This window comes from Gordonia insulae (assembly GCF_003855095.1).
Taxonomy (GTDB): domain Bacteria; phylum Actinomycetota; class Actinomycetes; order Mycobacteriales; family Mycobacteriaceae; genus Gordonia; species Gordonia insulae.
Genome location: NZ_CP033972.1, coordinates 4,695,333 through 4,708,652 on the forward strand (window position 1 = coordinate 4,695,333; position 13,320 = coordinate 4,708,652).

General features: G+C 68.2%; 16 protein-coding genes. 9 read left to right on the plus strand and 7 right to left on the minus strand.

All coding sequences use genetic code 11. From position 1 onward, the window contains the following. The first annotated feature begins 13 nt into the window (after nt 1–13). Nucleotides 14–718 (plus strand): type 1 glutamine amidotransferase domain-containing protein, encoded by a 705-nt coding sequence (locus tag D7316_RS21405; protein WP_124710049.1) that lies wholly within the window; start codon nt 14–16, stop codon nt 716–718. Next, nucleotides 718–1,146 (plus strand): TIGR03618 family F420-dependent PPOX class oxidoreductase, encoded by a 429-nt coding sequence (locus tag D7316_RS21410; protein ID WP_124710050.1) that lies wholly within the window; start codon nt 718–720, stop codon nt 1,144–1,146. The genes D7316_RS21405 and D7316_RS21410 overlap by 1 nt, the downstream gene beginning before the upstream one ends. 32 nt (nt 1,147–1,178) lie before the next feature. Here the strand turns inward: D7316_RS21410 and D7316_RS21415 are convergent, their stop codons facing one another. The 3 genes from D7316_RS21415 to D7316_RS21425 are packed head-to-tail and all read right to left on the minus strand — an operon-like array spanning nt 1,179 to nt 3,934. Next, entirely contained in the window at nt 1,179–2,114 is a 936-nt protein-coding gene (locus D7316_RS21415; RefSeq protein ID WP_124710051.1) for an SDR family oxidoreductase, read from the minus strand. A gap of 32 nt (nt 2,115–2,146) precedes the next feature. After that, nucleotides 2,147–3,034, minus strand: a complete 888-nt coding sequence (locus tag D7316_RS21420) for a siderophore-interacting protein (protein ID WP_124710052.1) — start codon at nt 3,032–3,034, stop codon at nt 2,147–2,149. Between the two features lie 24 nt (nt 3,035–3,058). Continuing rightward, nucleotides 3,059–3,934, minus strand: a complete 876-nt coding sequence (locus D7316_RS21425; protein WP_124710053.1) for a formate/nitrite transporter family protein — start codon at nt 3,932–3,934, stop codon at nt 3,059–3,061. A 122-nt stretch (nt 3,935–4,056) separates the two neighbouring features. Between D7316_RS21425 and D7316_RS27220 the strand changes: the two genes are divergently transcribed. From D7316_RS27220 to D7316_RS21450, 6 genes are all read left to right on the plus strand, one after another. Continuing rightward, the gene (locus D7316_RS27220) at nt 4,057–4,311 is read left to right on the plus strand and encodes a hypothetical protein (RefSeq protein WP_164473833.1); all 255 of its coding nucleotides are present in this window, start codon (nt 4,057–4,059) and stop codon (nt 4,309–4,311) included. Between the two features lie 2 nt (nt 4,312–4,313). Further along, a complete protein-coding gene (locus tag D7316_RS27225) occupies nt 4,314–4,589 on the plus strand; it encodes a WhiB family transcriptional regulator (RefSeq protein ID WP_164473834.1) in 276 nt (91 codons plus the stop codon). Between the two features lie 192 nt (nt 4,590–4,781). Next, a complete protein-coding gene (locus D7316_RS21435) occupies nt 4,782–5,966 on the plus strand; it encodes an SfnB family sulfur acquisition oxidoreductase (RefSeq protein WP_124710055.1) in 1,185 nt (394 codons plus the stop codon). 29 nt (nt 5,967–5,995) lie between these two features. Then, complete coding sequence (locus D7316_RS21440) at nt 5,996–7,162, plus strand: LLM class flavin-dependent oxidoreductase (protein ID WP_124710056.1); 1,167 nt, start codon at nt 5,996–5,998, stop codon at nt 7,160–7,162. Then, nucleotides 7,159–7,656, plus strand: coding sequence for an NAD(P)H-dependent oxidoreductase (locus D7316_RS21445; RefSeq protein ID WP_124710057.1), 498 nt, complete (start codon nt 7,159–7,161; stop codon nt 7,654–7,656). Before D7316_RS21440 ends, D7316_RS21445 begins: the two co-directional genes overlap by 4 nt. After that, entirely contained in the window at nt 7,653–8,150 is a 498-nt protein-coding gene (locus tag D7316_RS21450; RefSeq protein ID WP_124710058.1) for a flavin reductase family protein, read from the plus strand. Before D7316_RS21445 ends, D7316_RS21450 begins: the two co-directional genes overlap by 4 nt. A gap of 13 nt (nt 8,151–8,163) precedes the next feature. Here the strand turns inward: D7316_RS21450 and D7316_RS21455 are convergent, their stop codons facing one another. Next, entirely contained in the window at nt 8,164–9,009 is an 846-nt protein-coding gene (locus D7316_RS21455; RefSeq protein ID WP_124710059.1) for an alpha/beta fold hydrolase, read from the minus strand. A gap of 70 nt (nt 9,010–9,079) precedes the next feature. Between D7316_RS21455 and D7316_RS21460 the strand changes: the two genes are divergently transcribed. Next, nucleotides 9,080–9,703: a TetR/AcrR family transcriptional regulator gene (locus D7316_RS21460; RefSeq protein ID WP_124710060.1), complete on the plus strand. Its 624-nt coding sequence runs from the start codon at nt 9,080–9,082 to the stop codon at nt 9,701–9,703. Nucleotides 9,704–9,753: 50 nt separating this feature from the next. On the opposite strand, the gene D7316_RS21465 is transcribed toward D7316_RS21460, so the two are convergent. Genes D7316_RS21465 through D7316_RS21475 form a run of 3 tightly spaced genes read right to left on the minus strand, consistent with a single transcriptional unit; the run spans nt 9,754 to nt 13,289 of the window. Next, nucleotides 9,754–10,905, minus strand: a complete 1,152-nt coding sequence (locus D7316_RS21465; RefSeq protein ID WP_124711493.1) for a metallophosphoesterase — start codon at nt 10,903–10,905, stop codon at nt 9,754–9,756. A 42-nt stretch (nt 10,906–10,947) separates the two neighbouring features. Continuing rightward, complete coding sequence (locus D7316_RS21470; RefSeq protein WP_124710061.1) at nt 10,948–12,204, minus strand: MFS transporter; 1,257 nt, start codon at nt 12,202–12,204, stop codon at nt 10,948–10,950. After that, nucleotides 12,201–13,289 carry an LLM class flavin-dependent oxidoreductase gene (locus D7316_RS21475; protein ID WP_124710062.1) on the minus strand — a complete coding sequence of 363 codons (1,089 nt, stop codon included), beginning with the start codon at nt 13,287–13,289 and terminating at the stop codon, nt 12,201–12,203. Before D7316_RS21475 ends, D7316_RS21470 begins: the two co-directional genes overlap by 4 nt. Nucleotides 13,290–13,320: the final 31 nt, after the last annotated feature.

Here is a 13,320-nt window from a genome sequence, read left to right on the forward strand (position 1 = left end):
CGAGGAGGTCGACATGGCACGCACAGTGTTGTTCGTGATGACCGGATCAGATCACTGGACCTTGAAAGACGGAACCAGGCATCCGACCGGTTTCTGGGCCGAGGAGGCCGTTGCGCCGCTCGAGATCCTGAAGGACGCGGGATACGAGGTGACGGTGGCGACCCCGGGCGGGGTGCGCCCTCCGGTGGACGAGGGCAGCCTCTCCACCGAGAGCGCGGGTTCCGCCGAGACCGCCGCGCACCTGCGGGACGTGGTGGAGTCCGCACCAGAGTTCCGGAATCCGATCGCACTGAGCGACGTCGACGTCGCGGATTACGATGCCGTCTTCGTGCCCGGCGGTCATGGTCCGATGGAGGACCTCGCCGTCGACGCCGATGCCGGCCGGATCCTCGTCGCGGCGACGTCCGACCGTCCGGTCGGCGTCGTCTGTCATGGGCCGGCGATCCTGCTGTCCGCGGTCGACGCCGACGGGAAGAACGCCTTCGCCGGCTACACGGTCACGGGCTTCACCAACACCGAGGAGGAGCAGGCCGGGCTCGCCGCCAAAGCCCCATGGCTCCTGCAGGATCGGCTCACCGACGCCGGGCTCAAGGTGCTGACCGGCGATCCGTGGGTCTCGCACATCGAGACGGATCGCAATCTGCTGACCGGGCAGAACCCGGCCTCCTCGTCGACGTTGGCGCATGCGTTGCTCGAACGCCTCGGAAAGGACTCCTGATGTCACGGCCCCCGCTTCCCGACGCCGCGAAAGAAGTTCTCGCCAAGCCCAATCCATGTGTGATGGCGACCTTGCGTTCGGACGGGGCGCCGGTGTCCGCGGCGACCTGGTATCTGCTCGAGGGTGATCGGGTACTGCTCAGCATGGACAACGACCGTGCTCGGCTCGGCCACCTCCGGCGCGATCCGCGGGTCACCCTCACCATCCTCGACGAGGCGACCTGGTACACCCACGTCACCCTCATCGGGCGGGTCGTCGAGCTCCGCGACGACGACGACCTGGCCGACATCGACCGACTCTCCCGCCACTACGGCGGCAGCCCGTATCCCGAGCGCGAACGCGCCCGCACCACGGCGATCGTCGAGATCGAGCGCTGGCACGGGTGGGGCTCACTGAAGGACAACGACCGGGCGGCGCCCGGCCAGTAGCTCCCGGGCGGAGGTAGGCGATACGGGACGCGCTATCCGTCGACGGCGCCCCAGCTGTCGGGCTGCCTGCCGTCGATGTCGGTGACGCCGTAGGCGTGGGCGAGGTCGGCAGAGGTGACCGATCGCTGGTTCCAGCGTGCCCGGTCGCGGTCGGCCGCGAGCGCGGCGATCGCCCGCCCCACGTACCGTGGTGACTCGGAGTCGGCGAATCCTGCTGGTGCGGTGGGGAACCCGTCGACAGTACCGTCCAGCGCCGCGCGCCAGTTCTGTTCGGACACACCGAAGTTGTCGAGCATCATCTCCGACCGCAGCCACCCGGGCGTGACGGCCACCGCGGTCGCGCCATAGGGCTCGAGTTCGTGTCCCTGGGAGAACGCCAAGCGGTTCACCGCGACCTTTGCGAGGTCGTAGTACACCGAGATCCGGTAGTTTCCGGCGTTGAACTCCGACGTCCCGTCGGTCATCTCGACGACCACACCGCCGGGACGGTCGACCAACAGCGGCAACAGATGATGTGACGTGATCAGATGGGTGTCGATCGCCAGCCGTAATATCCGAAGACCGTCGGCGAGATCGTGCTGCCAGATCGGTGTGTTCCACGTCGGGGGAGGGCCTTTCAACAGTTCGGCACCCCAGATGTCGTTGACCAGGATGTCGATGTGGCCGTAGTCGGCGTCGAGACGCCGGGCAAGCTCGTGCACCTGTTCCGTCTCGAGGTGATCCACCTGTATCGCCTCGCCGTGCCCGCCGAGCTGTGTCACCAGGTCGGCGGTCTCCTCGATGCATTCGGCACGCTGATAGTCCGAGCGGATCGACGAGTCCCCGGAACGGCTGGTGCGCCCCGTGCAGACGACGGTCGCGCCGGCTTCGCCGAGCCCCGCCGCGATGCCGCGACCGGCACCCCGGGTCGCGCCGGCCACCACTGCCACGCGACCCCGGAGTCGGTCATGACCCGGCGCACCGCCCATCCGCCGAGTCTCGCAGATTTCGGTCCGGATCGTCAGAGCCCGGCGCGTTCGAGTGCCTCGTCGAACTCCTCGGCAGCCGCCTTCTCACTCTTGCCGGCCGAGATCGCCCGCTGGTACACCGCGAACAACTCGTCGCCGTGTTCGGCATACCGGCGTGCCCAGTTCTCGCCTTCGGCACGCCAGTAGCCGATGATGTCGTACCGGTCGCGCTGCCATCCGCGGTCGTTGCGCAGGTACTTCCGCACGTCCCGGGACTGCGCGGCCTCGCCGGCGAACCAGCAGTAACCCTGACCTTCGGGCAGGGTGAGGCGACGGACCGCGGTACCGAGAACGCTCGGAGCGAGGCCGTTGCCGGTGCCGACGTGCGGGATGATCCGCGTCCCGGTGGACCCGACGCGGTTGCTGAGGTAGGCGACGTCGTCGTCGGCGGCGACCTCGACGACGGCGATCACCGACGCGGGAGAGTTGTGTTCGTCGAGGATCCGGGCGAGCGCGGGCAAGCCCGCGAGGTCGGCGACGAGCAGGTGCCAGTCGGCGGTCGGCGGGGGCCCGTACCACCCGCGGGCGTGCGACATCCCCACCTCGTCACCCGGTCGGGCACCCTGCGCCCACATCGTCGCGGGACCGCGGCTGTGAACGACGAAGTCGACTGTCATCGAACGGCTCTCGTGGTCGACGGCGCGCACCGAGTAACTGCGCCCCGGTGGGACCGGATCGACGTCGTGGTACGCCCAGACGCCATCGCGCAGCGTCATCGGCGGCGGTGACGTCTCGCCGTCGCGCGGGAAGTAGATGCCGACCGCTTCGTCGGCGCCATCCGGCAGCCGGAGTTGCTCCAGTCCGGGTACATCGAAGCGGATCCGACGGAGACGGGGATTGAGATCGGCGGCATCCGAGACGCGCGCTGTCGAGTAGCCCATACGTGCGCCAGGGTACGCGGCCGATCAGCGACGGTGGTGGCGGCGCAGTCTGGGCAGGTGGGTGTCACGCTCGTCGTTGACCCAGGCGTAATAGAAGCCGATGAGGACTCCGCCGCCGACGAGGTTGCCCAGCAGGACGATGCCGAGATTGCCGAGGGCCGGTCCCACCGGGATGCCATCCTGCAGGCCGACGATCATGAAGAGCACGGTGTTGGCCACCGAATGCTCGAAGTCGAGCAGCGCGAACACGAAGACCGAGGTGATCATCGCCAGACACTTCGCGATGTCGTCGTGCAGATAGCCGTTGTAGACCAACAGCATCGCGATGTTGATCATGAAGTTGCACAGGATGGCGCGGATGAAGAGGTCGAGCCAACCGGTGAACCCCTCCGCCAGATAGCCGGTCTTGACGTCGACCGCGTGGTTCATCGCCTCGAGCACCGGGCCGGTGATGAGTGTCGTGCCCCGCAGCAGGACCGCGATGAACAGTCCGCCGATGATGTTGCCGAGGTAGCAGAATCCCAGGACCCGCAGAGTGAGCAGGGGCGTGATCCGACGGTAGTAGGCCCCGATCGAGACGATCATCATCGTCGAGGTGAGGAGCTCGGACTTCGAGTAGTAGATGAACACGAGTGCCCAGCCGAAGGCGATCGCCCCGATGAGTTTGCCGATCACGTGCAGTTGCGCGGGTGTGTCACCCATCGAGTCGAAGGCCCCGACGATCGTGTAGTTGACGAGGTAGAAGACGCCGATGACGATCCCGGCCATCGCGGCACGCTGGATGTAGCGTCGTCGCAGATGCCCGGTCATCTTCTTCTTCGACTCGAGGACGTCGAGTGCGGTGCTGATGAAGAACTTCCCCGGGAACAGCTTGTTCACGTCGAAGTCGGGGGCCGCCATGGGTCAACGGTGACATAGGCGGGGCGCTCACGCTGGTCAAATCGGCCACGGCGTCGCACGATTTGAAACCGTCCCGACCACAACCATGTCGTCGCCGGACAGGGCGCCGGACACTGTCTGCCATGACTGCGATACGTGCACGGAGGGGCTCCCCGGTCAGGTCCGCCGAACCGGATGCCCTCGTGGAATACGAGGCTGCCTGGTACCGGCACGGCGGCGGGGCCGACCTCGACATCTGGGACCGGTTCGGACTGTCGCCGCGCGAGTACTTCGCGCACGTCCTCGGCGCCCTGGACACCCATGGCGGCCACCTGCAGCCCGCGACGGTGGCCGGGATTCGGTCGGTGGCACGCCGGCGGCTGTGGCTCGCGTCGTGAGCGTGTCCGCGACCGACCTCGGATGGCGGCAGCTGGCCCGTTGTGGCGAGGAATCAGCGCACCTCTTCATCGTGGACCGGCGTGAGACCAAGGGGCAGCGGACGAGCCGGGAAGCGCTGGCGAAGGTCCTGTGCAGCGCTTGCCCGGTCGCGGAGCGTTGCTTGGAGTATGCGCTGGAACTCGCCGAGGACCAGGGGATCTGGGGTGGCCGGAATGCCGCCGAACGCGACGCCCTGCGGCGGGCGCGCACGGCAGGACAGGACCGGCGGTCGGCCTGAGGCAGGCGCTACCACATCCTGATCCGGGACACCGCCCCTTCTGCTCAGCGGGCGAGAAAGTGTGGCCAGGACGCCACGATCGGCGTTTGATATGAGGGTTGCCGAAAACCTCGGCCGCTCAGCCGTGGCCGTGGTCGACGGTGTTCGGCGCCGAGCCGAGGCGAACGAGCCGCGACGAACGAGGAGTCCCAGATGTCCGATGTGCCCGTGCTCACCGGTCCGGACGCGGTGGCGCTCGCAGCGGAACTCGGGGCGGAGTTCGCGAAAGGTGCCGCCGACCGGGATCGGGACAAGATCCTGCCGCGCGAGCAGGTTGGCAAGCTCGCGGCCAGTGGTCTGCTCGCCATCACCGTGCCGACCGGGTTCGGTGGCGCCGGCCTGCCCGCGAGCATCGTCGCGGAGGTCTTCCGGTTGATCTCCAAGGGAGATCCCAATATCGGGCAGATCCCGCACAGTCATGTCGTCTTCATCAACCAGCTGTTGCTGCAGGGCACGCGTGACCAGCAGGCCAGAATCCTCCCCGAGATCCTGGCGGGCAAGACCCTCGGCAACGCCCAGTCCGAACGCGGCACGAAGCACATTCGCGAGTACACCACCACCCTGCGGCGCGACGGCGACGCCTGGCGCCTCACCGGGACCAAGTTCTACTGCACCGGCGCGCTGTTCGCCGACTGGATTCCGACGCTGGCCCATCTCGGCGAGGACGGCCCGCTGCACGTGGCGTGGGTGCGTCACGACGACGACGGCGTCGAGGTGGTGGACGACTGGGACGCGCTCGGGCAACGGACGACCGCAAGCGGCACCGTGCGTCTCACCGACGTCCTGGTCACCGACGACCTGATCACCGATTTCTCCGCCACCTTCGACGGGCCGACCACCTACGGCGCCTTCGCCCAGTTGCTGCACGCCGCGATCGATGCCGGCATCGCGCGCGCCGCGTTGGAGGACGCAGCCGAGTTCGTCACCACCAAGAGCCGGCCGCACCCGGATGCCGGAGTCGAGCGGGCCGCCGACGATCCGCTCGTGGTGCACGCATTCGGGGAGATGGAGCTCGCCGTGCGCGGCGCCGAGGCGCTGCTGGCCGAGGCCGGTCGGGCCGTCGACCGCGCCGATGCGGACCTCGACGACACGTCCGCGGCCGCGGCGACGCTGGCCGTCGCAGCAGCCCGGGCCGCCACCACGAAGACATCGGTCGACGTCGCGAGCCGGCTGTTCGAGGTCGCCGGGACACGGTCGGTGGTCGCCAAGGAGTCGCTCGATCGGCATTGGCGCAACGCGCGTACCCACACATTGCACGACCCCGCCTCCTGGAAGGTCCAGCACCTCGGCCGCTGGGCGGTGGAGGGCACCTTGCCCCCACGTACCGGACAGCTCTGACACCGACGAAGGATGTGAACGAGAAGCTCATGAGCGACTTGAAGTTCCACTGGTTCCTGCCCACCAACGGCGGCGACGGACGCAACGTCGTCGGGGGCGGACACGGCGTCTCGGCCGGCGCCGCGGGCAGACCGGCGTCGGTACCCTACCTGGGACAGATCGCGCGAAGCGCCGAGCAACTGGGCTTCGATGCGGCCCTGACCCCGACCGGGGCGTGGTGTGAGGACGCGTGGGTCACGACGGCGATGATCAGCAGCCTGTCCGAGCGGCTGAAGTTCCTGGTCGCCTTCCGCCCCGGGGTGATCGCTCCGTATCTGGCCGCACAGATGTCCGGCTCGTTCCAGAACCTCTCGGGCGGAAGGCTTCTGCTCAACGTGGTCACCGGCGGCGAGGATCACGAGCAGCAGATGTTCGGTGACTTCCTCGGCAAGGAGGAGCGTTACGCCCGGGCCGACGAGTTCCTGGATATCGTCCGGCAGTTGTGGACCGGCGAGACCGTCAACTTCGAGGGCGAGTATCTCTCCGTCGCCGACGCGACGCTCCAGCACATCCCGGACCCGTTGCCGGAGATCTATTTCGGCGGATCGTCCCCGGCCGGCATCGCGGTGGCGGCCAAGCATGCCGATGTCTACCTCACCTGGGGTGAACCGCCGGAAGCCGTGGGGGAGAAGCTCGATCGGGTGCGCAAGGCCGCCGCCGAGGTCGGCCGCGAGCTCAAGTTCGGCATCCGTCTGCACACGATCGCCCGGGAGACGTCCGAAGAGGCCTGGGCAGAGGCCGACCGATTGCTGGCGCACATCTCCGAGGAGGAGATCGCCCGCATCCAGTCCGGTCTGAAGCGATCGGCCTCCGAGGGGCAGCAGCGGATGCTCGAGCTCAACAAGGGCTCGAAGGACGGTCTCGAGATCTACCCGAACCTGTGGGCCGGAATCGGTCTGGTGCGCGGAGGCGCCGGCACCGCGATGGTGGGTTCCTACACCGAGATCGCCGATCTGATCGAGGCCTACCAGGCCGTCGGGATCGAGGAGTTCGTGCTGTCGGGCTACCCGCACCTCGAGGAGTCGTACTGGTTCGGCGAGGGGGTGCTGCCCGAACTCACCCGCCGCGGGCTCTGGCATCACCCGGCACCGGTGGTCGGCCGAGCCGCGGTACCGTTCGGTGCGGCCGCGCCGACCACCCGGGTGGCCGCATCGTGACCACCGCCGTCGTCGTCGGCAACCCGAAGCCCGCGAGTCGGACACTCAGTGCCGCAACGTATGTCGCGACACAGTTGACCGGATCGGAGCCGGACCTGGTGGTCGACCTGGCAACACTGGGCACTGCGATCCTCGACTGGTCCGACGATACCGTCGCCGGGTTGGTCGAGCAGGTGGGCAAGGCCGATCTCGTCGTGTTCGCCAGTCCCACCTACAAGGCGGCCTACACGGGTCTGCTCAAGCTGTTCCTCGATCGTTTCGCCGGCGGCACGGGGCTTTCGGGGATCGCGATCCCGTTGATGCTCGGCGGCAGTCCGGCGCATGCGCTCGCACCGGAGCTGACACTGCGACCGGTGCTCACCGAGATCGGCGGCACGGTCCCCGGGCGTGGCCTCTATGTGGTCGACTCCGCCCACGACGACCCGGCGGCCTACGCCGACTGGCTGACGGCGACCACTCCGACCGTCAGCGCACTCCTGGGAGATCGCCGATGAGCAACCTCTGGACCAACCAAGATCTCGATCCGGCCATGTTGCGCAAGGCCTTCGGCGTCTTCCCGACCGGCGTGGTCGCCGTCGCCGCGGAGGTCGACGGTGCGCTCACCGGGCTGGCCGCGAGCTCGTTCACCAGTGTCAGCCTCGACCCGCCGCTGGTCTCGTTCTCCGTGGCGAACACGTCGAAGACCTGGCCCGACCTGCGCCGGGCGGCGCACCTCGGGGTCACCATCCTCGCGGACCACCACAGCGATGTCTGCCGGCAACTCGCCGGACCCGTCGACCACCGTTTCGACGGGATCGCGCTCAAGGCCTCCGAGGAGGGGGCGGTGACCCTGAACGAGGGCCTGGCCCGGTTCGACACCACCATCTACCGTGAGGTCGAGGCCGGCGACCACATCATCGTGCTGCTCGAACTGCATGCCGTGGAACATCCGGAGTCGGGCAGCCCGTTGATCTTCCACAAGAGCGGATTCGGCCGACTCGCGGTATAGCGTCCCGCGCGGATCAGGCCCCTCCGGGTGACGTCGGAGCCCGGTGGTCGGAGCGGCTCCAGAAGTCGACGATGGCGGTCGCCGTCGCGTCGGGCTGCTCCAGAGCCGGGATGACGCGAGCGTCGTGGACGGTGACCTCTCGGGCATCGGGCATCCGTGCCGCGACGGCCTGCGCCTCCGCCGGGGTCCATTCCCCTCGATCGTCGGTGCTGACGAACAGTGTGGGACAGGTGATCCGCATGGCCGCCCAGTCCAGGTCGGTCCGATTGAGAATCGCGGTCCGGATCGCCGGGATCATCGACCGTCCGGACAATGACAGTGAATCCCGAAGCAGGGCTACAGCTTCCGGATCGTCGGTGCGGGTGGAGTCGCGGAGGATCGCGGACGCGATGGCGTCCCACACCGGACCTCGTGCACCGATCATGCGGTACAGCGGGATCAGCAGTCGGATCTGGCGTCGCAACGCGGCGTCGATCGGAAACGTCGGTGCACTGATCGCCACCAGGCTGCGGATCAGGTCGGGCCGCGTCGCGGCGAGGTGGAGTCCGACGTGGCCGCCCCAGGCATTGCCCACCCAGTCGACACGATCGGTGCCGGCATCGGCGCACACCCGGCCGGCGACGGTCTCGGCCGCCGTGGCGCAGGCGGCGATGTCGACGGCCCGGTCGAGTGGATCGCTGCGGCCCGAGGACGGGGCGTCCACGAGGACGAGGGTGCGTTTCTCGGCGAGTCTCGGCACCACGCGCTGCCACGATCGCGCATCGACGAACATGCTGTGCCACAGGATCGTCGGCGGTCCGGAGCCGGTCACGGTGGCGCGTAGTACGCCGAGATCGGTGGGGACGCTGAGGTCGGTCATGGGGTCTCCTGGATCTGGATGGGTAATTCACATTACACAACGTAAATCCAAATATGTCTAGACTGAGTTCGTGGTGCGTGCCTATAACTCCGAGCTCCGTGCGCAGCGCGCACGGGAGTCGCGCGCTGTGGTGTTGGCTGCCGCCATCGAGATGTTCTGTGGCCGTGGATGGGTGGCGACGACGATGGCCGATGTCGCGTCGGCGGCCGGTGTGAGTCGCCAGACCGTGTATCAGCAGTTCCCGAACAAGTTGGCGTTGCTGGATGCGTGCATCGACCATGCGCTCACCGGCGGCGAGGGCGGACCGGTGCGCGAACTGCCGGACTATCGGCGGATGGGCCTCGGGGACGTCGATGAGCGACTGGCCGCCGGCGCCAGATGGCTGTGCGCCGCACACGAGCGATCCGCGGCGATCCAGCACGTGCTGGACGAGGCCGCTGTCACCGATACCACTGCAGCCCAACGTCTTCGGGTGCGGGAGCAGAACCGGTGGGATGAGGTGTGCTGGGCCGTCGGGTTGATCCTCGGTACCCGACCCGATGATGATCTGGTGACCGCGATCTGGGTACTGGCAGCGCGGCGCAACTGGCTCACCCTGGTCGGCGACCGCGGGTGGTCGCCTGCGCAGTGGACCGACTGGTTCGTCGCGCACGCACGCGCGGACCTCGCGTCGGCGTCACCGGCGCAGTCCTGAGCGTGCGGGGTACGGGTGGGCTCGAAGGGTCTCTGCGATGGCCGGGGCGATCAGCGGCCGGAGGGCTTGTGGAGTTCGAGGATCGTGATCTCGGGCGGTGCGCCGACGCGGACCGGCGGTCCCCACGCTCCCGCACCGCGCGTCGTGTACAGCACGGTGCTGCCGACCCGGTCGAGCCCCTGCAGTGAGGGTTGTTGAAGGGTGACGAGGTAGCGGATCGGCCACATCTGGCCGCCGTGGGTGTGCCCGGAGAGCTGCAGGTCGACACCGAGGTCGGAGGCCTCGAGCGCCTGTCGTGGCTCGTGCGCGAGGAGGAGCACGAATCGCGACGGATCCCGGTCGGCCAGAGCGGCCGGTAGATCCGGCTCGTACGGCGTCGGTGCGGTGGCGTCCTGGATGCCGGCGAGGTCGATGGCCGACCCGTTGTGTTCGACCGTCACCCGCTGATTGCGCAGGGTGTGGACGCCGAGCTCCTCCCACGCATCGAGCCACCGGCCGCCGTCGTCGGCGTAGAACTCATGGTTGCCGCTCACCCCGAACACTCCCAGCGGAGCGGACAGGTCGGCGAGGGGCGCGAGGTCGGGGCCGACCTGCGCCACCGTACCGTCGGTGAGGTCACCGGCGATGACGATCAGGTCGGGCCGCTGCTCGTTGACCAGGTCGACCACCCGGCGTGTGAAGCGCTCATCGCGGGCCGGTCCGACATGGAGATCGGAGATCAGCGCGACGCGGATCCCGTCGAATCCCGCGGGCAGATCCGGCAGGTCGACCTCGGCCTGCACGACCTGCGGGCGGGCCGCCTCGACGAGTCCGTACGCGGTGGTCGCGAGGGCGATGACGACGACCGCCGCGGTCGCCACCCGCACACTCCGGCGACGTGTGGACATCGCCACGTCGCTCGGTGTATGACGGGCTCGCGCGACCGCACGGGCGATCAGCGAGCCGATCGCGACGATCACCAAGCCGAGCACCAGGTACAGCACCGCTGCCATCCAGGTCAGGCCGACGAACGCGGGGATACGGAACCAGGCCGGATCGAGCAACCGGCCGGTCGCGATGCCCACCAGCGCGAGCACCCACAGCACCACGAGCACGACGTCGACGATCACCGACCACGGTCGTGGCAGATCGGTGGCATGCACGAGGCGACGGTGGAGCCAGAAGGTGATGAGCGCGAAGAACAGCGCGGCGAACAGGATCATCGACACCCTGACGACGGTAGCCGCATCTGCGGGGCAGGTCCCTCAGCGAGCGTCGGACCGGCTGCGGACCAGGTCGGTGGAGGTATCGACGGCACAGCCCTCCTCCATCGGGCGCACCCCGATGAGGGGTAGGAGCGCGATGGCCGCGACGAGCGCCACCACACCGCAGCCCACGAGGAATCGCCAGTCGCCGAGCCATGCGCCGAGCAGGGGTGAGCCGGCGCGGGCGAACGCCATCGGCACGGTGATGGCGGCCAATACGGTCGCGAAATGTGCCACCCCGAAGTTGTCGGCGAGGATCGACGGCCGCGCGATGACCCCGATACCCTGACCGACCCCGACCGCAGCGACACACAGAACGGTGAGCGGGATCGACAGGCCGACAACGGGGAGCAGCAGCAGACCGCCGGCCTGGACCGCGAAGGCCAGTGACGTGGCAGGTGCGAGAGGGATGCGTCGGCCGAGGGTGGTCAGCACCAGCCGCGACAGGATCTGCATCACGCCGATCACTATGGGGATCGATGTCGCGACGACGGGCGGATGCCCGACGTCGAGCAGGTAGGCGACGATCAGGAACAGGAACGCCGACACCGAGCCCGCCTGACCGACGAACGCGATCAACAACAGCCAGAACCGGCGCTGCCGGAGCGCCGTGGCGAGCGGCACACCGACGCGGTTCTGGATCTGCGTCCGATGCGTGGCGCGGGACGGGATCACCCACACGCACCCGGGCACGGCCGTCACCGCGAAGACGACAGCGAGGATGACGAGACTCAGGCGCCAACCGAGTTCGCCTGTCATCCAGCCGAGGATCGGATACACGAGATAGGTGGCGAGACCGGCGATCATCGCGACGGCGAGGATGGACCGATCCCGGTGTCGTGGGTCGGTGGCGAACACCAGCACCGCGAACGCCGCCTCATAGGTGCACATCGCCAGCGAGAGGCCGACGAGGACGAAGGCGGCGTAGAGCATGAGCACCGACGTCACCTGCGACCACAGCACGACGGCGATCGCTCCGATCACCGCACCCGCCGTCATCAGCGCCCGCCCGCCGAACCGGTCCAGGACGCGGCCGATCGGAAAGGCCGCCAAGGCGCCGATCAGTGTCGAGACCGTCGAGGCTCCGGCGATCGCGGTGCGCGACGTGCCGAGATCGCCGGCCATGGGAATGAGGATCACCGGGATGATCTGGATCATCGCGACATAGGCCATCGTGCTGGTCAGTGCGAAGACGGCGATCAGTCGCCGCCGCTGTCTGGTGGGCAGTCCAGCGGAGGTGGGGGACTCGTCGGTCATCCGCGCAGCAACGGCAACAGCTGATCGCCCTGCCGCTCGATCTCCCTGAGGTACGGGGTGTCGGACAACACGAAGTGGGTGATGCCCAGATCTTGATACTTGCGAAGCGATTTCGCCACGTCCTGGGGTGAACCGACCAGCCAGGTGGTCGCTGCACCGCCTGCGCCGAACCGGCCGGGCGTGGTGTACAGGTTGTCGTCGAGGACCTCCCCCCGGGACGCGAGATCGAACAGGCGCTGCTGACCGACCGCGGTTCTCCGGTGCGGGTTCTGTGGTACCGACCCATGTTCACCGAAACGCCGATCCGATTGCGCCGCAGCCATCTCCGCCACCTTCGTCTCTGCCTCCGCCCAGGCCTGATCGGTGGTGTCACGGACGAATGTGGTGATACGGAGGCCGAACTCGAGTGGGGCATGCTGCCGCCCGACCGTCTCGCTCAATGTTCGCAGTCTTTCGATGCGTTCACCGACGCCGTCGAGCGTTTCACCCCAGAACAACTGGACATCGGCCTCCGCTGCCGCGACCCGCTCGGCCGCCGCCGACGCACCCCCGAAGTAGAGCTTCGGATGACGTCGGTCACCGCGGGTCTCGATGCGCGGCAGCACCGTCGAGTTCTCCACCTGGAAGTGGTCGCCGCGGTACGTCACGTTCTCGTCGGTCCACAGTCTGCGCACGAGTTGAAGGAACTCACGTGTGCGCGCGTAACGGTCCGACTGGTCGGCGTCGGAGTCGCCATACGCGGCGAGATCGTCCTTGCCGGAGACGATGTTCACCCGTACTCGTCCGCCGGACAGATGATCGAGAGTGGCCGCGGCGGCCGCGAAGTTGGCCGGCTTCCAATAACCGGGCCGCACGGCGATGAGGGGCTCGAAAGTCGAGGTGCGGGCGGCGAGAGCAGTGGCGACGGTGAAGGTGTCCGGGCGTCCCCATCCGGTGCCGATCAGGGCACCCGACCAGCCGTTCGCCTCCAGCGCCGCAGCATGTTCCACCAGGGTCTCGAGGCTGTTGTGGTCGACGACGGTGTCGTCGCCGCGGTGGCCCGGCTGGACCTGATTCGGGATGTACCAGAGAAATTCGGTGCTCATCGGTCTTCCTGTTCCGGGACTGGTGGTCCGT

Bases quoted from the DNA above. Each gene is read 5' to 3' on its own strand.
- D7316_RS21425 (WP_124710053.1), bottom strand. From the start codon at position 3,934: ATGGCGGCCCCCGACTTCGACGTGAACAAGCTGTTCCCGGGGAAGTTC.
- D7316_RS27220 (WP_164473833.1), top strand. From the start codon at position 4,057: ATGACTGCGATACGTGCACGGAGGGGCTCCCCGGTCAGGTCCGCCGAA.
- D7316_RS21470 (WP_124710061.1), bottom strand. From the start codon at position 12,204: ATGACCGACGAGTCCCCCACCTCCGCTGGACTGCCCACCAGACAGCGG.
- D7316_RS21465 (WP_124711493.1), bottom strand. From the start codon at position 10,905: ATGATCCTGTTCGCCGCGCTGTTCTTCGCGCTCATCACCTTCTGGCTC.
- D7316_RS21475 (WP_124710062.1), bottom strand. From the start codon at position 13,289: ATGAGCACCGAATTTCTCTGGTACATCCCGAATCAGGTCCAGCCGGGC.
- D7316_RS21420 (WP_124710052.1), bottom strand. From the start codon at position 3,034: ATGGGCTACTCGACAGCGCGCGTCTCGGATGCCGCCGATCTCAATCCC.
- D7316_RS21440 (WP_124710056.1), top strand. From the start codon at position 5,996: ATGAGCGACTTGAAGTTCCACTGGTTCCTGCCCACCAACGGCGGCGAC.
- D7316_RS21410 (WP_124710050.1), top strand. From the start codon at position 718: ATGTCACGGCCCCCGCTTCCCGACGCCGCGAAAGAAGTTCTCGCCAAG.
- D7316_RS21435 (WP_124710055.1), top strand. From the start codon at position 4,782: ATGTCCGATGTGCCCGTGCTCACCGGTCCGGACGCGGTGGCGCTCGCA.
- D7316_RS21455 (WP_124710059.1), bottom strand. From the start codon at position 9,009: ATGACCGACCTCAGCGTCCCCACCGATCTCGGCGTACTACGCGCCACC.
- D7316_RS21405 (WP_124710049.1), top strand. From the start codon at position 14: ATGGCACGCACAGTGTTGTTCGTGATGACCGGATCAGATCACTGGACC.
- D7316_RS21450 (WP_124710058.1), top strand. From the start codon at position 7,653: ATGAGCAACCTCTGGACCAACCAAGATCTCGATCCGGCCATGTTGCGC.
- D7316_RS21415 (WP_124710051.1), bottom strand. From the start codon at position 2,114: ATGGGCGGTGCGCCGGGTCATGACCGACTCCGGGGTCGCGTGGCAGTG.